22 protein-coding genes are annotated in these 22,640 nt (G+C 69.8%); 13 read left to right on the forward strand and 9 right to left on the reverse strand.

Annotation, left to right across the window (positions count from 1 at the left end; translation table 11 throughout):
* Nucleotides 1–5 precede the first annotated feature (5 nt).
* The 3 genes from FB381_RS03000 to FB381_RS03010 are packed head-to-tail and all read left to right on the forward strand — an operon-like array spanning nt 6 to nt 4,484.
* Nucleotides 6–974: an AAA family ATPase gene (locus FB381_RS03000; RefSeq protein WP_141778916.1), complete on the forward strand. Its 969-nt coding sequence runs from the start codon at nt 6–8 to the stop codon at nt 972–974.
* 1 nt (nt 975) lies between these two features.
* On the forward strand, nt 976–2,247 hold the full coding sequence (locus FB381_RS03005) for a DUF58 domain-containing protein (protein WP_141778917.1): 1,272 nt from the start codon (nt 976–978) through the stop codon (nt 2,245–2,247).
* The gene (locus tag FB381_RS03010) at nt 2,244–4,484 is read left to right on the forward strand and encodes a transglutaminase TgpA family protein (RefSeq protein ID WP_141778918.1); all 2,241 of its coding nucleotides are present in this window, start codon (nt 2,244–2,246) and stop codon (nt 4,482–4,484) included. The genes FB381_RS03005 and FB381_RS03010 overlap by 4 nt, the downstream gene beginning before the upstream one ends.
* A gap of 36 nt (nt 4,485–4,520) precedes the next feature.
* Here the strand turns inward: FB381_RS03010 and FB381_RS03015 are convergent, their stop codons facing one another.
* Nucleotides 4,521–4,910 carry a PPOX class F420-dependent oxidoreductase gene (locus FB381_RS03015; RefSeq protein WP_141778919.1) on the reverse strand — a complete coding sequence of 130 codons (390 nt, stop codon included), beginning with the start codon at nt 4,908–4,910 and terminating at the stop codon, nt 4,521–4,523.
* A 99-nt stretch (nt 4,911–5,009) separates the two neighbouring features.
* On the opposite strand from FB381_RS03015, the gene FB381_RS03020 reads away from it, so the two are divergent.
* The 3 genes from FB381_RS03020 to FB381_RS03030 are packed head-to-tail and all read left to right on the forward strand — an operon-like array spanning nt 5,010 to nt 6,150.
* Complete coding sequence (locus FB381_RS03020; RefSeq protein ID WP_246087933.1) at nt 5,010–5,429, forward strand: VOC family protein; 420 nt, start codon at nt 5,010–5,012, stop codon at nt 5,427–5,429.
* Nucleotides 5,430–5,461: 32 nt separating this feature from the next.
* A complete protein-coding gene (locus FB381_RS03025) occupies nt 5,462–5,728 on the forward strand; it encodes a type II toxin-antitoxin system Phd/YefM family antitoxin (protein ID WP_141778920.1) in 267 nt (88 codons plus the stop codon).
* Nucleotides 5,728–6,150 (forward strand): type II toxin-antitoxin system VapC family toxin, encoded by a 423-nt coding sequence (locus tag FB381_RS03030; RefSeq protein WP_141778921.1) that lies wholly within the window; start codon nt 5,728–5,730, stop codon nt 6,148–6,150. Before FB381_RS03025 ends, FB381_RS03030 begins: the two co-directional genes overlap by 1 nt.
* Here the strand turns inward: FB381_RS03030 and FB381_RS03035 are convergent.
* Nucleotides 6,142–7,323: a PucR family transcriptional regulator gene (locus FB381_RS03035; protein WP_141778922.1), complete on the reverse strand. Its 1,182-nt coding sequence runs from the start codon at nt 7,321–7,323 to the stop codon at nt 6,142–6,144. The genes FB381_RS03030 and FB381_RS03035 overlap by 9 nt on opposite strands.
* A 72-nt stretch (nt 7,324–7,395) precedes the next feature.
* Here FB381_RS03035 and FB381_RS03040 point away from each other — a divergent pair, with 72 nt between their 5' ends.
* Together FB381_RS03040 and FB381_RS03045 are read left to right on the forward strand one after the other, a co-directional pair.
* Nucleotides 7,396–8,565, forward strand: coding sequence for a ferredoxin reductase (locus tag FB381_RS03040; RefSeq protein WP_211352311.1), 1,170 nt, complete (start codon nt 7,396–7,398; stop codon nt 8,563–8,565).
* A 43-nt stretch (nt 8,566–8,608) separates the two neighbouring features.
* The gene (locus FB381_RS03045; RefSeq protein ID WP_141778923.1) at nt 8,609–9,859 is read left to right on the forward strand and encodes a fatty acid desaturase family protein; all 1,251 of its coding nucleotides are present in this window, start codon (nt 8,609–8,611) and stop codon (nt 9,857–9,859) included.
* Nucleotides 9,860–9,926: 67 nt separating this feature from the next.
* Here FB381_RS03045 and FB381_RS03050 read toward each other — a convergent pair whose 3' ends face one another.
* The gene (locus FB381_RS03050; RefSeq protein WP_141778924.1) at nt 9,927–10,826 is read right to left on the reverse strand and encodes an SDR family oxidoreductase; all 900 of its coding nucleotides are present in this window, start codon (nt 10,824–10,826) and stop codon (nt 9,927–9,929) included.
* A 79-nt stretch (nt 10,827–10,905) separates the two neighbouring features.
* On the opposite strand from FB381_RS03050, the gene FB381_RS03055 reads away from it, so the two are divergent.
* Both FB381_RS03055 and FB381_RS03060 read left to right on the forward strand, forming a co-directional pair.
* On the forward strand, nt 10,906–11,469 hold the full coding sequence (locus FB381_RS03055) for a TetR/AcrR family transcriptional regulator (protein WP_141778925.1): 564 nt from the start codon (nt 10,906–10,908) through the stop codon (nt 11,467–11,469).
* A 136-nt stretch (nt 11,470–11,605) separates the two neighbouring features.
* A complete protein-coding gene (locus tag FB381_RS03060; RefSeq protein WP_141778926.1) occupies nt 11,606–12,127 on the forward strand; it encodes a RipA family octameric membrane protein in 522 nt (173 codons plus the stop codon).
* Here the strand turns inward: FB381_RS03060 and FB381_RS03065 are convergent.
* Nucleotides 12,115–12,837 (reverse strand): Type 1 glutamine amidotransferase-like domain-containing protein, encoded by a 723-nt coding sequence (locus FB381_RS03065; protein WP_141778927.1) that lies wholly within the window; start codon nt 12,835–12,837, stop codon nt 12,115–12,117. The two genes, FB381_RS03060 and FB381_RS03065, sit on opposite strands and share 13 nt — an antisense overlap.
* Before the next feature lie 90 nt (nt 12,838–12,927).
* Nucleotides 12,928–16,002 carry a M4 family metallopeptidase gene (locus FB381_RS24395; RefSeq protein WP_141778928.1) on the reverse strand — a complete coding sequence of 1,025 codons (3,075 nt, stop codon included), beginning with the start codon at nt 16,000–16,002 and terminating at the stop codon, nt 12,928–12,930.
* Between the two features lie 181 nt (nt 16,003–16,183).
* Between FB381_RS24395 and FB381_RS03075 the strand changes: the two genes are divergently transcribed.
* On the forward strand, nt 16,184–16,483 hold the full coding sequence (locus FB381_RS03075) for a WhiB family transcriptional regulator (RefSeq protein ID WP_281285024.1): 300 nt from the start codon (nt 16,184–16,186) through the stop codon (nt 16,481–16,483).
* Between the two features lie 30 nt (nt 16,484–16,513).
* On the opposite strand, the gene FB381_RS03080 is transcribed toward FB381_RS03075, so the two are convergent.
* Nucleotides 16,514–17,410: a sigma-70 family RNA polymerase sigma factor gene (locus tag FB381_RS03080; protein ID WP_141778929.1), complete on the reverse strand. Its 897-nt coding sequence runs from the start codon at nt 17,408–17,410 to the stop codon at nt 16,514–16,516.
* A gap of 145 nt (nt 17,411–17,555) precedes the next feature.
* Here FB381_RS03080 and FB381_RS03085 point away from each other — a divergent pair, with 145 nt between their 5' ends.
* Nucleotides 17,556–18,020: a carboxymuconolactone decarboxylase family protein gene (locus FB381_RS03085; protein ID WP_246087934.1), complete on the forward strand. Its 465-nt coding sequence runs from the start codon at nt 17,556–17,558 to the stop codon at nt 18,018–18,020.
* Nucleotides 18,021–18,139: 119 nt separating this feature from the next.
* Here FB381_RS03085 and pgm read toward each other — a convergent pair whose 3' ends face one another.
* Nucleotides 18,140–19,804 (reverse strand): phosphoglucomutase (alpha-D-glucose-1,6-bisphosphate-dependent), encoded by a 1,665-nt coding sequence (gene pgm, locus FB381_RS03090; RefSeq protein WP_141778930.1) that lies wholly within the window; start codon nt 19,802–19,804, stop codon nt 18,140–18,142.
* A gap of 37 nt (nt 19,805–19,841) precedes the next feature.
* Between pgm and FB381_RS03095 the strand changes: the two genes are divergently transcribed.
* Nucleotides 19,842–20,633 carry a crotonase/enoyl-CoA hydratase family protein gene (locus FB381_RS03095; protein WP_141778931.1) on the forward strand — a complete coding sequence of 264 codons (792 nt, stop codon included), beginning with the start codon at nt 19,842–19,844 and terminating at the stop codon, nt 20,631–20,633.
* Here the strand turns inward: FB381_RS03095 and FB381_RS03100 are convergent.
* Both FB381_RS03100 and FB381_RS03105 read right to left on the reverse strand, forming a co-directional pair.
* Nucleotides 20,615–21,448, reverse strand: coding sequence for a hypothetical protein (locus FB381_RS03100; RefSeq protein ID WP_141778932.1), 834 nt, complete (start codon nt 21,446–21,448; stop codon nt 20,615–20,617). The two genes, FB381_RS03095 and FB381_RS03100, sit on opposite strands and share 19 nt — an antisense overlap.
* An 83-nt stretch (nt 21,449–21,531) precedes the next feature.
* The gene (locus FB381_RS03105; RefSeq protein ID WP_141778933.1) at nt 21,532–22,473 is read right to left on the reverse strand and encodes an SDR family NAD(P)-dependent oxidoreductase; all 942 of its coding nucleotides are present in this window, start codon (nt 22,471–22,473) and stop codon (nt 21,532–21,534) included.
* Nucleotides 22,474–22,640 lie beyond the last annotated feature (167 nt).

A 22,640-nucleotide genomic window follows, 5' to 3' on the forward strand; every position in this document is an offset into this window, starting at 1 on the left:
AGAAGATGACCGTCACCCAAGAGCAGGCCCGTTGGTTCCACGACACCTTCGAGAAGCTTGCCGACAACGTCGAGAAGGCGGTGCTGGGCAAGCGCAACGTGATCCGCCTGGTGCTGACCGCGCTGCTCTCCGAGGGCCACCTGCTGCTCGAGGACTACCCCGGCACGGGCAAGACCCAGCTCGCTCGCGCGCTGGCCAACACCGTGCAGGGCTCGCACGCCCGCATCCAGTTCACGCCCGACCTGCTCCCGAGCGACGTCACCGGTGTCACGGTCTACGACCAGGGCAAGGGCTCCTTCGAGTTCCACCCGGGCCCGATCTTCCACTCGATCGTGCTCGCCGACGAGATCAACCGTGCCTCCCCGAAGACCCAGTCGGCGCTGCTGGAGGTCATGGAGGAGGGCCGGGTCACCGTCGACGGCGCCACCCGTGAGGTCGGCCGACCGTTCATGGTGATCGCGACCCAGAACCCGATCGAGCAGGCCGGCACCTACCGGCTGCCCGAGGCGCAGCTCGACCGCTTCCTGATGAAGACCTCGGTGGGCTACCCCGACCAGAACGCGACGGTCGAGCTGCTGATGAACTCCTCGGTGCGCGACCGCGCCACCCTGGTCACCCCGATCATCACCGCGCCGACGGTCACCCAGATGGCGGAGATGGCCGATCAGGTCTACATCGACCAGGCGATCGTCGCCTATGTCTCCGCGCTGATCGACGCGTCGCGCCGTCACAAGCACGTACGCCTCGGCGCCTCGATGCGTGGCTGCCTCGCGCTGGTGCGCACCGCCAAGGTCTGGGCGCTGGCCGAGGGCCGCTCGCAGGTGCTGCCCGACGACATCAAGGCGCTCGCCGAGCCGGTGCTCTCGCACCGTCTGATCCTCGACCCGGAGGCGATGTTCAACGGCATCACCGTCGAGGACGTCATCGGCGACCTGCTCACCTCGGTCCCGGCTCCCACCGAGCGTGTCGCCTGAGATGAGTCGCCCGAGCGTCGGCAACATCGTTGCCGACCTGCGCAAACGCCTCGGCCCGCTGGGGGCCGGGGCGGCTGCGGCATACACGTTCGTCGCCGACCGGGTCGGTCCGTGGTTCCGCACGGTGACCCCGATCGGCTGGGGTGCCCTGCTCGTGGGCGCGCTCGCGTGGGTCGCCGCAGCGGCGCTCGGCTGGATCGAGGCGGCGGTGGTGGCGCTGGCCGCGCTGTTCCTCGTGATCGCCGCGGCCTTCTTCATGATCGGCCGCACCCGGCTGACGGTGGCGACCGTGGTGGAGCCGCCGCGGGTCTCGGTCGGGCAGGCGCTGACCGGCGAGCTGCGTGCCCGCAACGACGCCCGCGGCCCGCTCGTCTCGACGAGCCTGGAGTTCCCCATCGGCGCCGGCGGCGTCACCTACGACCTGCCGATGCTGATGCCCGGGGGTGAGCACACCGAGCTGTTCGTGGTGCCCACCCAGCGGCGCGGCGTCATCGACGTCGGCCCCGTCCGCACGGTGCGCGGCGACCCGCTCGGACTCTTCCGGCGGGTGCAGGAGTGGACCGACCGCACCGAGGTCTTCGTGCACCCGCGTACGACGCACCTGGAGCCGTTCGGGGTCGGGCTCGTGCGTGACCTCGAGGGGTCGACGGCGCAGAACACCTCGATGAGCGACCTGGCCTTCCACGCGCTGCGCGAGTACGTGCCCGGCGACGACCTGCGCCACATCCACTGGCGCTCGTCGGCCCGCCACGGGCAGCTGCTGGTGCGACAGTTCCTCGACACCCGGCGCTCCCACATCGTCGTCATCGTCGACTCCTCGCCGACCTCCTACGACTCCGAGGAGGAGTACGAGTCCGCGATGTCGATCGCCGGCTCGCTGCTGCGCCGCGGTCTCCTCGACGAGTTCGACGTCTCGTTCGCCACCGGCGACGTGATGCTGGTGCGGGCCACCGCGGCCGCCGGCGGCGGGCGTACGGCGCTCGACGCCTGCGCGCGGGCGACCCCTCAGCACGCCAACCTGACCGAGATCACCGCCGAGGCGGCCCGGCAGGCGCCGGACGCGTCGCTGGTGATGCTGGTGACCGGCCGCTACCCGGAGTTCGTGGCGCTGCAGCGCGCCGCCGGACAGTTCTCCGTCGACGCCACTACGGTCGCGGTGCGGGTCGACACCTCGCAGCGGGCGGGCTTCAAGGCCGTCGCCGACCTGCCGATGCTCACCGTCCCCGATCTGGACCAGCTCCCGATCGTGCTGTCGAAGGGGCTCGCAGGATGATCACCAGACACCACGCCATCGACGCCGCGATCCTGCTGCTCCTCGGCACCATCGCCTTCCTCGGCTTCGACGACACCTACGCCGGCTGGACCTACCTGATCGCCGGCGTCGCCGGGCTCGCGCTCGGCATCGCCATCGCGTTCGTCGGTCGCGGCCAGCCCATCGTCGTGCTGGCCGTCGGGCTGCTGGCCGCGTTCTTCGTGCTCGGCGGTGCGGTCGCGCTGCACGGGCTCGGCGGCCTCTCGGTGCTGCCCGTGCCCGACACGATCGGCACCCTGGCCGACAACTCGGTCAACGGCTGGAAGCGGCTGCTGACCACGCTGCCGCCGGTCGACGGCGGCGCGCTGCTGACCATCCCCTACATCCTCGGCCTGGTCACCGGGTGCATCGGCTTCGCGATGGCTGTGCGCACCAAGGCGGCGCTGCCGCCGGTGCTGGTCTCGCTGCTGCTGATGGCCGGGGTGATCCTCCTCGGCGTACAGGACCCGTCGAAGACCGCCCTGCTGGGCGCGCTCTTCGGGGCGATCGCGATCGGCTGGCTGTGCATCCGCGGGCAGCGTGCGCGTGCCCTGGGCGCGGGCGGTCGCCGCATCTCGCGCACCACGCTCGGGGTGGCGCTGTGCGTCGGCGCCGCCGGTCTCGCTTTCCTCGTCGGCCCGTTCCTGCCCGGTCTGGCGCCGGAGCGCACGGTGCTGCGCGGCGAGATCGAGCCGCCGTTCAACGTCGGGAAATACCCGTCGCCGCTGGCCGGATACCGCGTCTACACCAAGGGCTATCAGACCCCGGAGGACGACAAGCGGCTCTACGAGAAGGATCTCTTCAGCGTCTCCGGCCTGCCCGAGGGCACCCGGATCCGGGTCGCCGCGATGGACTCCTACGACGGCACCGTCTGGCGCGCGGCCAACGACTCGGGCACCAGCAACGGCGCCGACGACACCTTCCAGAAGATCAGCTCGACGCTGCGCAACCCGCTCGCCGACGGCAAGCAGGTGCGCGGGACGATCACGATCGGCGACGACTTCGGTGGCGTGTGGGTGCCGCTGCCGACCGCGCTCACCCACATCTCCTTCGACGGACCCGACTCCGACTCGTTCCGCTACAACCTGGCGACCTCCACTGGCGTGCTGCCTGCGGCCCTGAAGCCGGGCGACTCCTACTCCTTCAGCGCCTCGGTCTCCGACGAGAACGTCGGTGAGAAGAGCGAGCCGTGGTCGGGCGGGTCGCCGATCGGCGACGAGGCGGCGCAGTTCCAGGCGCTCGCCTCCGAGTACGCCGGCGGTGGTGACTCACCGATGACCAACGCGCTGGCGGTCGCCGAGAAGCTCAAGGAAGAGGGCACCTACACCGACGGTGAGCCGCCCAACCAGCAGTATCCGGCTGGCCACTCGCTGCGCCGCCTCGCCGACTTCACCGCCAAGGGCGGTCAGCTCGCCGGCAACGACGAGCAGTACGCCGCGCTGATGGCCGTGCTGGCCAACCAGGTCGGCGTGCCGGCCCGCGTGGTGCTCGGCGCCGTCGTCGGCTCCGACGGTGTCGTGCAGGGCAAGGACATGCACGCCTGGGTCGAGCTACGGATGTCCGACGGCTCGTGGGCCACGCTCGACTGGTCGGAGTTCATGAACACCGAGAAGCCGCCGGAGCAGAACGCGCCCCAGCCCGAGGAGCTCGTCACCGGCAAGGTCGTCCCGCCGCCGGCGCCGGTGCGCCCGCCGGCGACCTCGGGCGACCCGCTCGACGAGTCGGTCAACCAGAAGGCCAACTCCCGCCCCGACGGGTTCACGCTGCCGGGCTGGCTGGTCGCCGTCTTCACCTACGTCGGTCTGCCGATCCTGCTCGTCGCCGCCGTGTGCGGCGCGATCATCGGTGCCAAGCTCTGGCGACGCCATCGCCGGCGCACGCAGGGCACCGCGGTGGCTCGCCTCTCGGGCGGCTGGCGCGAGACGCTCGACCACGCCCGCGACCACGGCGTCGGCACCCCCGCGGGCGCCACCAGGCGCGAGCAGGCCGCCGTGCTGTCCGGCGACCCCGGGCTCGAGGGAGCCTCGGGGCTGGCGCTCCTGACCGACACCACCATGTTCGGCGAGGCCGGCCCGGACGACGACGAGGTCGAGGCCTTCTGGGAGCAGGTCGGCACGCTGCGTACGTCGCTGTCCGACTCGCGCACCAGGTGGCAGCGCATCCGCGCCGCGATCAACCCGCTCTCGTTGCTGCCCGCGCGACTGCTGGGCAAGCGGTAGGTGCATCCGGCGGGCGAAGGTTCGCCCGCCGGCGCCTCACGCCGTCGCTGTCTCGTCCGCCGGTTCGTCGATGCCGAAGTGGTTGGTCCAGGTCGGGGTGATCCGCAGCACCTCGCGCGACATCCCCTCGATCGGCGGGTCCTCGTCGGTGAGCGCCTCGGCGGTGCCGCGGATCTCGATCATCCGCGGCTTCCACGGGTCGATGGTCTCGAGGTCGTCGACGACGAACGCGACCTGGGGGTGCTCGCGGGCGTTGCGATACTTCCGCGACCTACCCATCTCGAAGCCGCCGATCACGATGCGGTGCTCGTCGTCGATCGCGAAGGCGACCGGATTGTTCTGCAGACCCCCGTCGGGAGCCATGGTGGCGAGCCGCCCGAGAGGCTGCGTACGGAGATAGCGGAGCTGGGCGTCGGTGAACCTCATGCTGTCATCGTCCGCCCTCAAGCTCGGTTGAGGTCAAGGCCCAGGACTCGACATGGAGCCGGAAGGATTGTGTCCGGAACTCTGCCTAGCGTGGGTGGCATGAACGGCATGACCGAGGAGAACGGCGGCATCCGCGGCGCCACCGGCTGGGTCGGGGTCAACCTCGCCTGCACCGACCCGCCCGCCCTCGCCAGGTTCTACGCGGACCTGTTCGGCTGGGAGGTCAGCAGCTCGGAGCCGACGTACGCCACGGTGCTCATTTGCGACCCGTCGGGAAACGGCACGCACAGCAACCTCGCCTTCGAGCTCGACCGTCACTACCGGCGGCCGGTCTGGCCGAGCGAGCCGGACGCCCAGCAGCAGATGGTCCATCTCGACATCGGGGTCACCGAACTGGCTGCGGCCGTCGAGGATGCCGTCGGCCTCGGTGCGCGGGTCGCCGACGTCCAGCCCCAGGACGACGTACGCGTGATGCTCGACCCCGACGGGCACCCGTTCTGCCTCTATCTCGACGTGTAGAAGATTTCTACCCAGCGAGATAGCATGCGTTCATGAGCGAAGTGCGAGTAGGTGAGCTGAACCAGCAGACCGGCAGGGTTCTTCGGCGCGTCGCTGAGGGGGAGTCGATGGTGGTCACCGACCATGGCCGACCTGTCGCGATGCTGGTGCCGGTGCCCAAGAGCAAGTTCAAGCAGTTGGAGCTGTTGGGGCACATCAGCAAGCCTCGGGGCACCGGGCGGATGCCGAAGATCCAGCGGGTGAAGCTGAGTCGCTCGTCGGAGGAGATTTTGGCAGAGATGCGGGAGGACCGTGTCTGATGCTGGTCTACGTCGACACGTCCGCGGTGCTGAAACTGCTCATCGACGAGCCGGAGTCAGATGCCCTCGAGGGTCATCTGAACGAGATCGTGGACAACGATGGCCGCGTCATCTCCTCGGAGCTGCTCGATGTCGAACTGACGCGCGTTGCACTCAGGAGCGGGATAGCCCGCGCCGACGTGGATGCCATCGTGCAAGAGGTGCACCTCATGAGAATCCTGCCCGAGGTGATCGCCGAAGCCAAGGATCTCACTCAGTCGCTCAAGTCCTTGGACGCCATCCATGTCGGCACGGCATCACTCCTCATGGAGGACGCCGAAGGCGACGAGGCGATCGAGCAGCTCGTGACGTATGACCGGCAGATGGCCAGTGCTGCCGAGGAGCTCGGCCTCGAGGTGGTCAGCCCCGGTCGGTCAACCTAGCGCGACCGTGAGGGCGAGGATCATCGCCGGATCGTCGAGCCGGTCGCCGTACGCGTCGCGCAGCTGCCCCATCCGATAGCGGACGGTCTGCGGGTGCACGAACAGCTCGGCGGCGACCTCCTCGCGCCGGCCCTGGTGGAGCAGCCAGGAGCGCAGTGTCTCGGCGAGCTTCTCGGCGGTGGCGGGGCGTAGGTCGGCCAAGGGGGCGAGCACCTGGGCGCGCAGGTCGTCGCGGGCGTCGGCGTCGGCGGAGAGGACGAGCTCGACCAGGTGCTGCTCGGTGTCGGAGTCGAGGCCCGCGAAGTGGGCGCGGCGGGCGCGTTCGTAGGAGACCCGGGCCTCGCGCCAGGGTTTGGCCGGTCCGACGATCGCCCGGCGGCCCTCCAGTGCTTTCAGCAGCGCCCGGCGCCGTCTGCCGTGCGCGTCCGGCACGAGCAGCAGGGTGTAGTCGTCCAGGTCGCGCAGGTCGTCGTGCTCCAAGGTGGCCTGGTTGACCTTCGCCAGGATGGAGCCGACCTGGGGGTTGGGCACGAGCAGCGCGGTGAGCGTGCTCGGCGGCGTCCACTCGGCGCGCGACGCGGCGTCGTCGAGCTCCTCCGGGGCCGCCTGGGCCAGCAGCTGCCTGGCCAGCCGCTCTCGCAGCTGCCGCTGCACCCGCCCGGTGGTGGCGCGCTCGTCGGCGTGCCCGGCGGCGGAGGCCTCGGAGATCTCGTCGATCCACGCGAACACCAGGGCCGCGAACTCGACCAGTCCCTCCGGTGCCATGCCGCCCTCGACGGCCTTGCTGGAGAGCTCTCGCCACGCCACCCGGGCGCCGATGCGGTAGGCCGCCAGCAGGGCTTCGGTCGTCCGGCCCGAACGTGCCTCGCCGCGGCCGAGGCTGTAGGCGCCCTCGAGGGCTGGGGGAGTGGCCGTCGCCACGTCCGCCGGAAGATCGTCCACCGATGCCAGTGAGAGGAACCCGCCCAGCGCGATGCCCACGGCCGTGCGGATGGTCTCGCCCATCGGCCCCGAGAAGGCATCGCGGTAGGCGGGCACCTCGGCGGTGATCGCGGCCACGACCTCGTCGCTGACCCGGGGGAGCACGCTGCGGATCGACGCGACGATCTCGGGAGTCAGGTGAACGTCGTAGGACGAAAGTGTCAGCCCATCACGGGAACTTTTGTTCGTCACGTATAAATCCGCCTATCAGATTCACGCCGTCGACACAGGAGTTTACCTCGCACAAATAGCATCATGGAATACATGGTTGAGATGTCCACGTCCCCCGCCCTGCTCGCCCCTGGTGAGCTCAGGCGACCCGCGCTTCGGGAGCGGCTCTCACGCAAGGTGTGGGAGGTCGCCGAGACGATCGCGACACCGCTCGCCCCGGCCGACTACCTCGACATCTTCAACCCGCTCCGACCCGGTGCTGACCTGCGAGGACGCATCGTCAAGGTCGTTCCGGAGACCGCCGACGCGGCCACCATCGAGATCAAGCCCGGTGCCGACTGGGAAGACCACGTGCCGGGGCAGTACGTGCGGGTCGGCGTCGAGGTCGACGGCGTGCGTCACTGGCGCGCCTACTCGCTGACCCACGGTCCCCGCAGGGACGGCCACATCTCGATCACCGTCAAGGCCGTGCCCGACGGCAAGGTCTCCAGCCACCTGGTGCGCCGGCTGCGCCCGGGCAGGATCGTCCACCTCGAGCAGGCCGCAGGCGACTTCGTGCTGCCCGGCGACCTGCGCGGCCACAAGCTCCTGATGGTCACCGCCGGCTCCGGCGTCACCCCGGTCATCGGGATGCTGCGCAACCTCTTCCCGGTCACCGACGAAGGCGTCGTCGAGCGCCAGCGCCTCGACGTCACGGTCGTGCACGTCGCCCCGAGCCGCCCCGACTCGATCTTCATCCGCAACCTCGAGTCGCTCGCCGAGGCGGGCGCGATCCGCCTCGTCACCCGCTACTCGGGCACCGAGGGCCGCCTCGACATCGACACCCTCACCGAGATCGTGCCCGACCTGAGGGAGCGCACGGCGTACGCCTGCGGGCCGGCCGGCCTCCTCGACAGCCTCCAGGCCTGGTACGACGCGGAGGGGCTGCCGCTCCAGACCGAGCAGTTCCGCCTGGGCCCCGTCGTCACCACCGGTGACGGGCAGAGCGGCGGCACCGTCACCTTCACGGGCAAGAGCATCGAAGCACCTGGTGGCAAGCCGATCCTCGACGCCGCCGAAGAGGCCGGCGTCCTCATGCCGAGCGGATGTCGCATGGGCATCTGCTTCGGCTGCGTCCTGCCGATGAAGGAGGGCGCCGTGCGTGACCTCCGCAACGGCGAGGTCACCGTCGCCCGGCCGGGCGAGACCGGCCCCGAGGGCATCCCCATCCAGACGTGCATCTCCGCCGCCGCCGGCGAGTGCGTCATCGACCACCCCGCCTGATCACCCTCCTGATCTACGCAGACCCCACGAGAGCGAGACCGCCATGACCATCGCACCTGACGCCCCGGCGTACGCCGGCCCGATCGCCCATCTCTCCCACGACGACATCGAGCAGCTCGGCCGCGAGCTCGACGCCATCCGCCAAGACGTCCTCGACACCCGCGGCGAGCGCGACGCGGCGTACATCCACAAGGTCATCAAGGTGCAGCGCTCGCTCGAGCTCGGCAGCCGTGCCGTGCTGCTCGCGAGCATCTTCCCGCCGGCGTTCGTCGTCGGCACCGTCGGGCTCTCGATCGCCAAGATCCTCGACAACATGGAGATCGGCCACAACATCATGCACGGCCAGTGGGACTGGATGCGTGACCCGAAGATCCACTCCACCGTGTGGGAGTGGGACAACGCCTCGACGAGCGAGGGCTGGAAGCACAGCCACAACGAGCTGCACCACGCCTACACCAACATCGTCGGCAAGGACAACGACCTCGGTTGGGGCATCATGCGCGTCGACGAGGAGCAGCGCTGGACGCCTGCCTCCCTCGCGCAGCCGCTGATGAACTTCCTCAACATGTGCATCTTCGAGTACGGCATCGCGGCCTACGACCTCGAGCTCGGCAAGATGCGCCGCCTCAAGAAGAGCGGCCGTGACATGCCCGAGGGCTGGCACGAGATGGCGAGCAACACGGTCGCCAAGATCCGTCGCCAGGCGCTCAAGGACTACGTCGCCCACCCGCTGCTCTCGATGGTGACGCTCTCCGGCCCGACCACCCTGCTGGCCAACCTCGCGGCCAACTTCACGCGCAACGTCTGGACCCACTCGGTGATCATGTGCGGTCACTTCCCCGAGGGCGTGGAGACCTTCGAGCTCAAGGACATCCCCGACAACGAGACCCGCGGTGAGTGGTACGTCCGCCAGATGCTCGGCTCGGCCAACATCTCCGGCTCGAAGCTCCTGCACCTCATGTCGGGCAACCTGTCGCACCAGATCGAGCACCACATCTTCCCCGACCTGCCGTCGAACCGTTACGCCGAGATCGCCCCGAAGGTGCGCGCGCTGTTCGACAAGTACGGCCTCAACTACCACACCGCGCCGATGCCGCAGCAGGTCGCTTCGGCCTGGCACAAGGTGGTGCGGCTCTCGCTGCCCAACGGCTTCCTGGAGTCGACGACGGTGAAGAACGCCCCCTCCCAGATCGGCAAGCTGATCAAGGCCGTCCGCGGCGACACCCGCACCCGCCGTCGCCTCCTGAAGGAGTTCGAGGCGGCCGGCGCCGCCTCGGTCGGCAAGGCCGTCTGAGCGATACGACGGGACGTTCCGGTCCGCTACCTGCGGGTAGACCGACCGGAACGTCCCGTCGTACGTGTCAGAGGTCGTACGCCCCGGCGGCGATGTCGTCGAGCAGGGTCGGGCCCGTCGGGGTCCAGCCCAGGGTGCGCCGGGTGATGTCGGAGGAGGCCGGGGTGCCGGCGCCGAACATCCTCGCCATCCAGCCGAAGTGCGCCTCGGCGTCCTCGGGGCTGACCGACTCCACGGGGAGCCCGAGGCGCTGGCCGAGCGCCTCGGCGATCTCCCGGGTGGGGGTGCCCTGCTCGGCGACGATGTGGGCGCGGAAGCCGGCCGGCGCCTTCTCCAGCGCGAGGCGTACGCCGAGGGCCGCGTCGGCACGGTCGACAGCCGCCCACACCTGGCTGCCGTCACCGATGTAGCCGGACACGCCGCGCTCCTTGGCGACCTGCGCCAGGTAGGCGACGAAGCCGGGGTCGCCGACGCGGCCGTGCACGATCGGGAAGCGCAGCGCCACGGGGCGTACGTCCTTCTCGGCGTAGCTCAGCGCGAGGTTCTCCGCTCCGCCTCGCACCGAGTCGCGGCCGTGGAACGGGCTGGGGTCGTCCTCGGTGGCCGCGCCGGGCGCGGTGCGGCTGGCGCCCGTGGTGCCGCTGGCCAGCATGAACGTCTTCCCGCTGCCCTCGAGTGCGTCGAGCATGGCCTTCACCGCGTCGTGCTCGGCTCGCCCGGAGGCGGCGAAGTTGTCGAAGTCGTGGATGAAAGCCAGGTGGATGACGGCGTCGGCCGCCTTGGCCGCGGCGGCCAGGGAGGCGGGGTCGTCGAGCGAGCCGCGGTGGACGTCGACGCCCTTCGCCTCCAGGGCGGCGGCGCTCTTGTCGGAGCGGGCCAGGCCGGTGACGGCGTATCCGTTGGCGAGCAGCTCGTCGGTGACCGCCGAGCCGATCCAGCCCGAAGCGCCGGTGATGAAGATGTTCATGGTCGTTCCTCTCATGTCAGTAACTGACATCAACGGTAGCACGTGATGTCATGAACTGACATCACGTAGGATGGGGACCATGGCGAGATGGGAACCGGACGCACGAGGTCGGATGCTGACCGCTGCCCTCGAGCTCTTCTCCGAGCAGGGTTATGAGAAGACGACCGCCTGCGACATCGCGACCCGTGCCGGAGTCACCGAACGCACCTTCTTCCGTCACTTCGCCGACAAGCGCGAGGTGCTCTTCGTCGGCGGGAAGCCGCTCGACGAGACGGTCTCGGAGGCGATCGCCGCCGCCGACGAGTCGGCGACGCCGCTGCAGATGGTGCTCGCCGGCGTGCGTGAGGCGGCCGTCGGGATCGATGCCGTCCGCAGCCGGGAGCAGGCCGCCGAGCGTGCCCGGATCATCTCCTCCACGCCCGCGCTGCGGGAGCGTGAGCTGCTCAAGGCGGCCACGATGACCGTCGCCGCGCAGGCGGCCCTCGCCGACCGGGGAGTGGGGGAGCCGGTCGCCGGGCTGGCCGCCCACAGTGCTGCCGCCGTCTTCCAGGCGGCCTTCTCCCGGTGGATATCCGGCGCCGCCGACCTCAGCCTCGCCGAGTGCGTCGACGAGGCCGCGGTCACGTTGCGCGATCTTCGGTAGGCCCCGCCTCGGCGACGGTGACGAACGTCGTATGGACACCGCGCCCGTGGGACGGTAGACAACAGCCACTATGGAGAATGAGTTGATACCTGGGGCTGCATCGACGGCTGCGTCGACGAGTGCACCGACGAGCGCCGTGCGCAGCTATGTCACCCAAAGCCAGCCGAACTCCTCGGCCCTCGCCGAGGGTCTGTGGGTCCTTCCGCCCGACGTGCTCTCCAGCGGAGACCGCGCGGTGCTCTTCGACCAGTACAAGCTCTACGCCGCCGAGGCGGAGCGGCTCAGCGTGCGGCGCACCTTCACCAGCGCGTTCTTCCTGATCGTCAACATCGGCGCCCTGGTCGCCGGCACCGCCCTGCTCGCCCACGGACCCGAGCGGCCCTGGCTCTTCTCCGTGGCGCTCGTCGCCGCGCTCGGCACCTGCCTCGGCTGGTTCTGGATCATCCGCTCCTACCGGCAGATGGCGAGCGGCAAGTACTCGGTCATCTCCCACCTCGAGAAGCAGCTCCCCGCCGCGCCCGGTGTGGCCGAGTGGTCGGCGCTCGGCCTCGGCCGCGACAGCTCGCGCTACCTGCCGATGAGCAACATCGAGGTGTGGGCACCCGCGCTGTTCGCGGTCTGCCACCTCGCGACGTACGGCCTGCTCTACCTGCCCTGATCCAGCCTGCGTACGTCGAGCGGGACCTCACCGTCCCGCCCGACGGCGTAGGCGACCCCGTCGGGACGCTCGCTGAGCGCCTCGACCAGCTCGCCGTCGCGCCACAGCAGCGCGACCCCGTCGTCGGCCGCGTGGCCGGCCGGCAGCGCGCCGGAGCCGACGAAACCGACGTACGTCTCGCGCCGGTCCTCCTCACCGAGGTAGTGCGGGCAGAAGGAGCCGGGGAGGAAGCCCAGGCCGTCGCGCAGCGGCGCGGTGGGCCCGAACGAATCGGTGGAGGACGCCTCGTACCAGCAGTTCGCTCCTGCCGAGATCCCGGCGAGGATCGTGCCTCCGGCCGCCGCCTTCTCCAGCAGGGCGGGCAGCCCGTGGAGCCGCCAGATCGCGAGCAGGTTGGCGGTCGACCCGCCGCCGACGTAGACGATGTCGTGCTCGAGCAGCCGGTCGAGCTCGGAGATCGGCAGCGCGTAGCCCTCGGGTGCCTTGTTGAACAGCGACAGGATCGTGGCCTCGCCACGCTCGGCGTACGCCGTGAGGAACTTGTCGTGATAGCTGTCGGCGTCTCCGCTGGCCGTCCCGATGAAGCAGACCTTCGGCCGCTCCTTGCCGCTCAGCCGGGTCAGGTGGGCATCGATCGGTGAGACGTCCCGACCGTGCACCTCCGGCATCGAGAAGCCGCCACCGCCCATGGTCAGGATCGTTCCGCGCATGGTCGGTGAGTCTAGACAGGACCTGAACAGGACCCGGACAGGCACAGGCCCTGCCGGACCTGGGTCCGGCAGGGCCTGTGGTGGAGCGGACTACCTGACCTCGACGGTCACGGTCTCGGTGGTCGCCTCGTTCCTGCGGTCGCCGGAGTACGCCACCTCGTAGGTGTGCGTGCCCTTGCGAGCCTTGAAGGTGGCCGTCTCCTTCTTGTTCTTCAGGGTGAAGGTGCCGACGCGGTGATTGCCCTCGGTGACCGTGACCGTGCCGGAGGCGCGGTCGCCGTCGACGGTGATCTCGACCTTGCCCTTCTTGGGCGAGGCGGCGGAGATCTCCGGGAGGGCCTTCTCGGTGCAGTAGCTCACCGAGACGTTGTCGACGGCCCAGCCCTCGACGCCGTTGCAGCCGTCGCGAGCCATGTCGAAGCGGAACTGCACGGTGTCGCCGGCGTTGGCGATCGCGTCGAGATCGACGATCGTGGTGCCCCACTGACCGGTGAACGACCCACCGTCGGTGCCGGTCCAGGCGGCCTCGCCCTGCAGGTATCCGCTGCCGTCGGCCATCGTGCCGCCCGGTGCGTTGAAGAGGTAGGCGGCCTGGTCGACGAGCGCGAAGTCGCCGCCGTTGACCGACACCTTGACGTTGCCGCCGTCCCACGTCGACTCGGTGCGCACCGAGTGGTCGAACGTGAAGCGAGGCGTCAGACCCGCGGGCACGGTGATCTCCGGGGAGATCAGGCCGTTGCGGCTGGTGATGTCACCGGCCGGGTCACCGCACTGGCCCTCGACGGGGTCGGGGCCCCAGGCCAGGCCGGTGTCGTTGCCCTCGGTGCCGGAGACGGCCTCCCAGGGGTAGTCGTTGCCGGCGACCAGGGCGTCGGCGTCCTGGGTCCAGCCGGCCAGACCGTCCTCGAAGTCCTCGGTGTAGGTGGTGATCTCGTTGGTGCCCTCGCCGCACAGCGCGGGGGTGTTGGGGTCGAGCATCGGACCGAAGTTGCACTGCACCGGCTCCTCGGTCAGCTCGGTGGCCGCGTTGGCCGCCGCGACCGCTGCGCAGTCGTCAGCCGTGATCGGCTCCAGAGCCGGTGCCTCGGCCTCGCCGCCCGGGGTCTCGCCGCCGCCGGTCTGCGGCGTCGAGGTGCCCAGGGTGGGCTTCTTGAGCGTCGTCACGCCGGTCAGGTCGGCGCACGAGGAGACCATCGCCTGGGCGTACTCGGGGAAGCCCGAGGTCGGCGTCAGGTAGTTGGTCTGGGCGTGCCAGATCAGGTTGGCGGCCTTGTCGAGGCCGATGCCGGGCACGGTGGTGTCGTTGTACGAGCCGCCGTCGACGAGCAGGGCGTAGTGGTGGTTGATGACGCCGGAGTTGGTGTGCACGCCGCCGGAGTCGGTCGCGCCGTCGCAGTGGTACTCCGCGTCGGAGACCTTGCCCGGGTCGCCGTAGCAGGTCGGGTTCCACATGTCGCGGATCGCGCCGCCGAAGGCGGTCGAGTCCTCACCCATCAGCCAGCGGGTGGACTCGTCGGTGTTGGTGGTCTGCGAGATCGCCGCCGTCGCGGCACCGGCCGTACGCACCTTCTCGGCGTGCGCCATGTCGATCATGACCCCGGGGATCGTCGAGGTGCCACTCATCGTGCCGGGCGCGGCCGCGGTGTTGTTGCCGACCACGAGACCGGCTGCACCTGCGGCGACCGCGTTGTCCGCCTTGATCTGGAAGGAGCACGTACCGCGGTCGACGTAGGCCCACTTGCCGGCCACGTCGGCAGCGTTCGCGTACGCCGTACAGCCGTCGGTCTCGGAGGGGCCCTCAGCGTCGGCCGCATCGCGGGCCACCACGATGTCGGCGGTCACCGGAGAGGCGAACGCGTCCGCGGCGGTCCAGGAGGCCGACGCCACCTGGCACAGGCCCGCAGCGTCCTCCGGCGCGGTGATCTCGAACTTCACCCGCGCCGGCGACGAGGTCGAGCAGCTTCCGTCGGTGCGCTTGATCTCCTCGGAGCTGTCGTTCTCCCGCGAGTTGATCAGGTCGACCGTGCTGCCCCACATGTCGGAGTAGGCCTCGTTGAGCGCACCCGGCTGCCACTGGTAGATCAGCCCGGAGGTGTATTCGGTGTAGGCGTGGCCCCACTCGTGCGCCACCACGTCGTCGGAGGTGACGCCGGAGCAGTAGTTGGTGGTCGCGCCGTTCCAGTTGGCGTTGGGGCATGAGATGGCCGGGTCGTTGTTGACCGTGATCATCTTCGCGCCGGCGCCGTCGTAGGAGTCGCGACCGAAGGTGTTCTTGTAGAGCCAGTAGGACTCACCGGTGGTGGCGACCTCGTTGGCCTGGTCCTGGTCGAGCGTGCCGGGGAAGGCGTCGTTCTCGACCCACACGGTGGCGTCGTCACCGGTGTCGGGGGTGTTGTGCTTCTCGACGAGCTCGCGGTCGGTGGCCGTGTGGAGCATCGAGTAGCGGTTGACCGGCTTGCCGCTGGTCGCGTCGATCACCAGCGTCTCGCGCACGGTCGACCCGTTGGTGACCTCGATGACCCAGGCGAGCAGGCTCTTGCCGCTCACGCCCTGGGCGGCGCCCATGCGGTAGACGTTGAGGTCGGCCTTGACCACCTTCACGCCCTTCGTGCTCACCTTGCCGTCGGCGTGCGCGTCGGCCGGCTTGGCCTTGACGAGCTCGAGTGCCTTGGCGCTCGCCTTTGCCTTCGACCAGGCCGGGGTCGTGCTCAGGTCGAGGTCGGGAGCGGCGAAGCCGTTGACCGAGGTGAGGTCGCCGGCCTTGTCGACGTGGGCCTTCAGGGTGCCGCCGAAGACGGGCACATCCTTGTACGCCTGCTTGAACTCGACCGTCCAGCCGGCCGGGGTGGTGGAGACCTTCGACTGGTCGAGCTGGTCGGCCTCGGCCCCGAAGACCGGGGCGTAGGTGTCGAGGTATTCGCGCGCCTTCGCGGCCGCCTCCGACTTGCTGTCGGCGGCGACGTCGGGCAACAGGTCGCCCTTGGTGGACACGAAGCCGATCTGGCCGGTGGCGCCCTCCTTCTTGAGCGTGACCGTCTGGTCGGCATCGGCCTTGAGTCGGTCGATGACACTGGGATCCGGCTGTGCGGCGACGGCGGCGATCGGTGTGACCACCAGGCCTGCCGCGACGAGCGCAAGGGTGATTCCTTGCTTTCCGAGCTTCACGGGTTGCTCCTCTCGGGAAAAGCCGCGTCAGGTCGCGGCGATTTCGCATCGTAGAGATATTTGCGATGCCGGAGGGGGCAAACGGGAATCACGAGTCCGAACCGAGTCGATCGAGGCAGCCCCCGGCAGGATCAGCGGGGACTCGGGTGGCGGCTCAGGGGCGATCTAAGGTAGTTGCCCGATGTGGGGGCCTACCTCAGGCGCAGATTCTCGTGGGGTGCCCTTGGAGATCATCCCGCCTCTGTACGCCGCTGGCCTGCCGTGCCATGGAGACGACTCTGCGTTGTGGTTCTCAGAGTCCCCGACCGCCCTCGAGGTGGCCAAAGACCGTTGCCTCGACTGCCCGGTGATGCGCGAGTGCCTCTCCGGTGCGCTGGCCCGCTCCGAGCCGTGGGGCGTGTGGGGCGGCGAGATCGTCGAACGCGGTCAGGTCGTCACCCACAAGCGCGGCCGTGGCCGCCCGCGCCGCAACGCCGCCTGACGGTGCTCGCTTGCTCGCTCGCCGGCGGGCTCAGGAGTGTGCTGACTCCAGGCCGAGGCCGGCCGCGACGGCGGCGATGCGGTCAGGCGCGGCGTACGCCTCGATCTCGGTGATCCGGCCCTCGACGACGGTGAAGCCCATGACGCTGGCGAGCTTCCCGCGCACGGTGACCACCACGCCGGCGAGGCCGTTGACGAGCGCCGGGCGGGTGACCCGCTCGGGATGCGCATACCTGGTGGCGTTGCCTGCCACCGTCTCGGCGCCGCGATAGGTCGTGACTCCGGCGCCGCTGTCGGCACGCAGCACGACGTCGGGGTGGAGGGCGCCGACCAGGCGAGCCAGGTCGCCGTCGCGGGCGGCCGCGAAGAACGCGTCCACGACCTCGCGCTGGGCACTCATGCCGTCGCTCGGGGCGCGTCCGTGCACTCGTCTGCGTGCACGGCTGGCGAGCTGGCGGGTCGAGTCGGAGGAGCGGTCGAGCATCGCGGCGATCTCGTCGAAGGGCACCGCGAAGAGATCATGGAGCACGAACGCCAGCCGCTCGTCGGGGGAGAGCTGGTCGAGCACGACGAGCAGCGCGATGCTGACCGAGTCGGCGAGCACCGCGCGCTCGACCGGGTCGTGCTCCCCGGTGTCGTCGAGCACGACCGTCGGCGCGGGCAGGCCGGCCTCGAACGGCCCCGCCTCGAGGGACACCTCGCCGCGACTCTTGCGCGTACGCAGCATGTTGAGGCTGACTCGTGCGACCACGGTCGTCAGCCACCCGCCGAGGTTGTCGATCTCGTCGGCCTCGCTGCGGGTCAGCCGGAGCCAGGCCTCCTGCACGGCGTCCTCGGCCTCCGTGGTGGAGCCGAGCATCCGGTAGGCCACGCCGAACAGGTGTCGGCGCTCGTGCTCGAAACGCTCGGCCAGCCATTCCTGCTGCATCTGTGTCCCCTGGATCGTTGCGGTCTCGGGGCGGTGGCCCCTACCGACCTGACACGTGAAGCAGAGCAGATGTGACCGATCCCGCCCAAGAAATTTTCTCGCTCCGGGCTGTCACATCCACCCCGGCCGCCGGGTCAGGGATGGCATGAGCAACCGAATGAAGAACCCGATCGAAGTCATCCCGCAGTCCCTCAAGGGCGTCGGCAACCTCATCGCCGCTGTCACCGAAGGTGGTCTGCCCGAGACCACCACCGAGCTCGTCGCCATCCGGGTGAGTCAGATCAACGGGTGCGCGGCCTGCCTCCAGGGCCACTACACCCGCCTCGACGCCATCGGCCTGTCGATCCAGAAGGTCATCGGGGTGGCGGCCTTCCGCGAGTCACCCTTCTTCGACGAGGCGGAGAAGGCCGCGCTGGCCCTGGCCGAAGCGGTCACCCGTCTCGCCGACGCCGACGACGCCGTGCCCGACGAGCTCTGGCGCGAGGTCACCAAGCACTACGACGAGAAGCAGACCGCAGCGCTGGTCCTCTGCATCGCCACCCACAACCTCTTCAACCGGGTCAACGTGACGGTGCGCGAAGACCCCTCGACCGCCAAGTGGGCCGGCTGAACGGGAGGGCTGCACGGGAGGGCTGAGCGGGTCCGCGGCTGCTGTAACACGCTGTTCGTAGGACTTTCCGGTCGTTCCCATAGGGCGAGTAGTCCTACGAACGACGTGTTACACGCGGCTCAGCCCAACGCCGCGGCGACGACCGCTTTGGCCTCTTCCTGCACCTGGGCCAGGTGGTCGGGGCCGCGGAACGACTCGGCGTAGATCTTGTAGACGTCTTCGGTGCCGCTCGGGCGGGCAGCGAACCAGGCAGACTCGGTGGTCACCTTCAGCCCGCCGATGGCGGCGCCGTTGCCGGGCGCCTCGGTGAGCTTGGCGGTGATCTCCTCGCCGGCCAGGGTCGTCGCGGTGACGGCGTCGGGGGAGAGGGCGGCGAGCTTGGCCTTCTCCTTGCGCGACGCCGGGGCGTCGATGCGGGCGTACGCCGGCTCTCCGTCGCCCCCAGGATTCAGCTCCGTCACCAGCTCGGCGTAGCGCTGCGACGGCGACTTACCGGTGGTCGCCAGGATCTCCGCGGCGAGCAGGGCGAGGATGATGCCGTCCTTGTCGGTGGTCCACGCGGAGCCGTCGAACCGCAGGAACGAGGCGCCCGCGGACTCCTCGCCACCGAAGCCGAACGAGCCGTCGATCAGCCCCGGCACGAACCACTTGAACCCGACCGGCACCTCGACCAAGGGCTTGTCGAGGGCCCCGGCGACCCGGTCGATCATCGAGGACGAGACCAGGGTCTTGCCGATCCGGGCGGTCGCCGGCCAGTCGGGGCGGGCCCCGCCGAAGAGATGGTCGATCGCGACCGCGAGGAAGTGGTTGGGGTTCATCAGGCCGGCGTCGCGGGTGACGATCCCGTGCCGGTCGGAGTCGGCGTCGTTGCCGGTGGCGATGTCGAACTCCGGATTCTCCTCGACGAAGCGCACCAGCTCGGCCATCGCGCTGGGGGAGGAGCAGTCCATCCGGATCTTGCCGTCCCAGTCGAGCGGCATGAAGCGCCACGTCGGGTCGACCAGCTCGTTGACGACGTTGAGGTTCAGGTCGTGGCGCTCGGCGATCGCGGCCCAGTAGGCCACCGACGCCCCGCCGAGCGGGTCGGCCGCGATCCTGACCCCGGCCTTGCGGATCGCGTCGAGGTCGACCACGTTGGGCAGGTCGTCGACATAGCTGCCCAGGAAGTCGTACGTCTCGGCCTGTCGCTTCGCGTCGGCGAACGGCACCCGCTTGACGCCGGAGAGTCCGCCGCGGATCAGCTCGTTGGCGCGCGCGGCGATGACCTTGGTGGCGTCGGAGTCGGCCGGGCCGCCGTGGGGCGGGTTGTACTTGAAGCCGCCGTCGCTGGGCGGGTTGTGCGACGGGGTGACCACGATCCCGTCGGCGAGGCCGGGGCCCGAGACCCGGCCGCCGTTGGCGCGGAGGATCGCGTGCGAGACCGCGGGCGTGGGGGTGTAGCCGTCGCGGTCGTCGATCATGACGCGTACGCCGCCCGCGACCAGCACCTCCAGCGCACTCGCCCAGGCCGGCTCGGAGAGGCCGTGGGTGTCGCGCCCGATGAAGAGCGGCCCGTCGAACCCTTGCGATGCCCGGTAGTCGACGATCGCCTGGGTGGTGGCCAGGATGTGCGTCTCGTTGAAGGCGGCCTTGAGCGAGGAGCCGCGGTGCCCCGACGTACCGAAGGCAACCTGCTGCGCCGGATCCTCGGGGTCGGGCTGCAGGTTGTAGTAGGACGCGACGAGATGGGGGATGTCGACCAGGTCGTCGGGAGTCGCGAGCGTTCCAGCGCGTGGGTCAGCCATGTGCCCATCATGCCTACTGACCCGTAATGTTCTCCTCATGCCCCTCGTCACCACCGAAATCACCGACGGCATCGCGCAGGTGCGTCTCAACCGCCCCGACAAGCTCAACGCGCTGACCCTCGACCTGCTCCGCGAGCTCGTCGACACCGCCAAGGAGCTCGGACGCAACCACGACCTGCGTGCGGTCGTCATCGCCGGCGAGGGTGACGCGTTCACCGCCGGCCTCGACTTCGCCTCTGTTCTGCGTGACCCGAAGAAGGTTGTCGGCGCGTTCGTGCCCGTGCCCTTCCGCGGCACCAACCTCTTCCAGGAGTCGGTCTGGGCGTGGCGCCGGCTGCCGGTGCCGGTCATCGCGGCCGTCCACGGTCACTGCCTCGGCGGCGGCGTGCAGATCGCGCTCGGAGCCGACTTCCGCATCGCCGAGCCCGACTCGCAGTGGTCGGTGCTCGAGGGCAAGTGGGGCATCATCCCCGACATGACCGGCATCCGGTCGCTCTCCGAGGTCGTCGGCATCGACACCGCCAAGAAGCTCACCATGACCGCCGAGCAGTTCTCCGGCGAGCGTGCCTACGAGCTCGGTCTCGTCACCGAGCTCTCCGCCGACCCGGTGGCCACCGCCACCGTCTTCGCCCGCAAGCTCGCCGAGCGCTCCCCGGACCAGCTCGCCGCCGCCAAGCGCCTCTTCAACGACACCTGGTACGCCCCCATCAAGCGCACCTTCTCCCGCGAGCGCATCGAACAGCTCCGCCTCCTCTTCGGCGAGAACACCAAGATCGCCCGCGAGGCCGCCTTCAAGCGCGAGCGGCCGACCTACAAGCCCCGCCGCTGACCCTCCTCCGCCGAAGCGTCACTCCCGCAGGTCGAGGAGTCGCTCGCGTCGGTCGAAGCGTCACTCCTGCAGGCTGAAGAGTCACTCCTGCAGGTCGAGGCGTCATCTGGTGACTTCTCGACCTGCGTGCGTGACTCCTCGGCCTGCAGACCTGACTTCTCGGCGTGCTTGCGCCGGCGGCGGATCTCGCTCTGGGCCAGGATGAACGCGAAGATCACCGGCCAGATGTATTTCAGGTGGTCTGCGAGCCACGTGACCCAGTCGGGGAGCCGTACGTCCGGCAGATCCGGCCAGGGGATCGACGGCCACGGGATGCTGGGGAGGTCGGGGAGCGGCAGGTCGGGCAGGTCGGGCATGTTGGGCAGCGGGATGTCGATGTCGGGGAGCGAGATCCTCGCGAGGATCCAGGCGACGACCATCGCCGCCACGATGCCGCCGACCACGCCGGCGGCACCGCCGAGGGTCTCGATGAGCGCGTAGCGCTTGGGGTGGTCGATCACCCGGCGTTCGTACGCCGCGGCCCGTGACCCCGGCTCGGGGGTGAGGTCGAGCCCGCCGATGCCGGTGAGTCCACCGAGGTCCTCGTCGGGGGCGAAGTAGGTCGCTCGCCGTGGCGTACCCAGCCCCGAGTGCACCACGAGCAGGCTGCCGAGGTGCTCGGTCTCCAGCCGGGCCCGGTCGTCGGCAGACTTCTTGGTGAGCACCTCGTCGCCGTCGACGGTCCACACGAACGTGCGCACGATCTCACCGGTCACCTCGAGCCGGTGGGTGCTGCCGTCGATCGTCCGCGACCAGATCTGGACCTTCTTGCTCACCCTGGTGAATCTAGGGTGCGGGCGACCCGCGAGGCATCGGTCGCGGGTAGGGACCGAGTCAGACTTTGGTCAGGGGAGGCCGGTCACGGGTAGGCGATGCCGGTGGTCTGCTCGGAGAGCTCCCACAGCGCGCGGGCCGCCTCCGGGTCACGCGCGAGCCTGGTCGCGGAGACCGGCTTCGGGGCGCCGCGGCCCTCGAGGGCGTCGCCGGGCCCGACGTACGTCCCGGGCTCCAGCTCGACGTAGGTCGATGCCATCAGGGCGGGCCATGCGCCGGCCTCGGGCGTCTGGGCCATCGCCCGGACGGCCGCCTCCCCGATGCTCGCGATCGGCGCGATCACGTTCTTGGACGCACCGTTGGCCATCAGGTGGGTGGAGGCGAGCCCCGGGTGGGCGGCGTACGCCGTGACCGGCAGCCCCGCCTTCTCCAGGCGTCGCTGCAGCTCGTTGGTGAAGAGCAGGTTGGCGAGCTTCGACTGGGAGTAGACACCCCACGGCGAATACCGCCCGACCTGCACGGTCGGGAAGCCGAGCGGTGCCTTGCGGGCCAGCTTGTGCATCATGCTCGACATCGTCACGATGCGGCCCTCGCCGCTCTCGGCCAGCGGCTCGAGCAACAGCCCGGTCAGCAGGAACGGCCCGAAGTGGTTGGTCGCCATCTGCAGGTCGAGGTCGTCGACGGTGCGCGACTGCGGGGTGGCCATGACGCCGGCGTTGTTGACCAGCAGGTGCAGCGGCCCGCCGCCCTCGAAGGTCGCGTCGGCGATCGCCTCGGCTCCCGCACGCACCGCCTGGAGCGAGGAGAGATCCAGGGCGACCCGGTCGAGCTGTGCTCCCGGGACCTCCTCGACCAGGGACGCCGAGGCCGCGTCGAGCTTCTCCCACGATCGCCCGGCCAGCACGACCCGTGCACCCGCCGCGAGGAGACCGCGCGCGATGAAATATCCGATCCCGCCGATCGTCGGGCCGGTCACCACGGCGTTCTTGCCGGTCAGGTCTGGAATGTCGGAGGTCGTCCAGGGCATGCGGCCACACTATGGGGCGCTTGGATGCGATGGGCGCATTTGCCCCGGCGCAGCTAGTTGTGATGCCCAGGCACGTTGGTCGAGTTCCTGTGACGACACGGTCTGAGGTGTAGATGGACGAAGGCCTCCCCGGTGTGGAGTGGAGCTGTCTAGGAACCAGTTCCGCC

The sequence above is a fragment of the Nocardioides albertanoniae genome (assembly GCF_006716315.1).
Taxonomy (GTDB): domain Bacteria; phylum Actinomycetota; class Actinomycetes; order Propionibacteriales; family Nocardioidaceae; genus Nocardioides; species Nocardioides albertanoniae.

Bases quoted from the DNA above. Each gene is read 5' to 3' on its own strand.
- FB381_RS03000 (WP_141778916.1), top strand. From the start codon at position 6: ATGACCGTCACCCAAGAGCAGGCCCGTTGGTTCCACGACACCTTCGAG.
- FB381_RS03005 (WP_141778917.1), top strand. From the start codon at position 976: ATGAGTCGCCCGAGCGTCGGCAACATCGTTGCCGACCTGCGCAAACGC.
- FB381_RS03010 (WP_141778918.1), top strand. From the start codon at position 2,244: ATGATCACCAGACACCACGCCATCGACGCCGCGATCCTGCTGCTCCTC.
- FB381_RS03015 (WP_141778919.1), bottom strand. From the start codon at position 4,910: ATGAGGTTCACCGACGCCCAGCTCCGCTATCTCCGTACGCAGCCTCTC.
- FB381_RS03020 (WP_246087933.1), top strand. From the start codon at position 5,010: ATGAACGGCATGACCGAGGAGAACGGCGGCATCCGCGGCGCCACCGGC.
- FB381_RS03025 (WP_141778920.1), top strand. From the start codon at position 5,462: ATGAGCGAAGTGCGAGTAGGTGAGCTGAACCAGCAGACCGGCAGGGTT.
- FB381_RS03030 (WP_141778921.1), top strand. From the start codon at position 5,728: ATGCTGGTCTACGTCGACACGTCCGCGGTGCTGAAACTGCTCATCGAC.
- FB381_RS03040 (WP_211352311.1), top strand. From the start codon at position 7,396: ATGGTTGAGATGTCCACGTCCCCCGCCCTGCTCGCCCCTGGTGAGCTC.
- FB381_RS03045 (WP_141778923.1), top strand. From the start codon at position 8,609: ATGACCATCGCACCTGACGCCCCGGCGTACGCCGGCCCGATCGCCCAT.
- FB381_RS03050 (WP_141778924.1), bottom strand. From the start codon at position 10,826: ATGAACATCTTCATCACCGGCGCTTCGGGCTGGATCGGCTCGGCGGTC.
- FB381_RS03055 (WP_141778925.1), top strand. From the start codon at position 10,906: ATGGCGAGATGGGAACCGGACGCACGAGGTCGGATGCTGACCGCTGCC.
- FB381_RS03065 (WP_141778927.1), bottom strand. From the start codon at position 12,837: ATGCGCGGAACGATCCTGACCATGGGCGGTGGCGGCTTCTCGATGCCG.
- FB381_RS03075 (WP_281285024.1), top strand. From the start codon at position 16,184: ATGTGGGGGCCTACCTCAGGCGCAGATTCTCGTGGGGTGCCCTTGGAG.
- FB381_RS03080 (WP_141778929.1), bottom strand. From the start codon at position 17,410: ATGCAGCAGGAATGGCTGGCCGAGCGTTTCGAGCACGAGCGCCGACAC.
- FB381_RS03085 (WP_246087934.1), top strand. From the start codon at position 17,556: ATGAGCAACCGAATGAAGAACCCGATCGAAGTCATCCCGCAGTCCCTC.
- pgm (WP_141778930.1), bottom strand. From the start codon at position 19,804: ATGGCTGACCCACGCGCTGGAACGCTCGCGACTCCCGACGACCTGGTC.
- FB381_RS03095 (WP_141778931.1), top strand. From the start codon at position 19,842: ATGCCCCTCGTCACCACCGAAATCACCGACGGCATCGCGCAGGTGCGT.
- FB381_RS03105 (WP_141778933.1), bottom strand. From the start codon at position 22,473: ATGCCCTGGACGACCTCCGACATTCCAGACCTGACCGGCAAGAACGCC.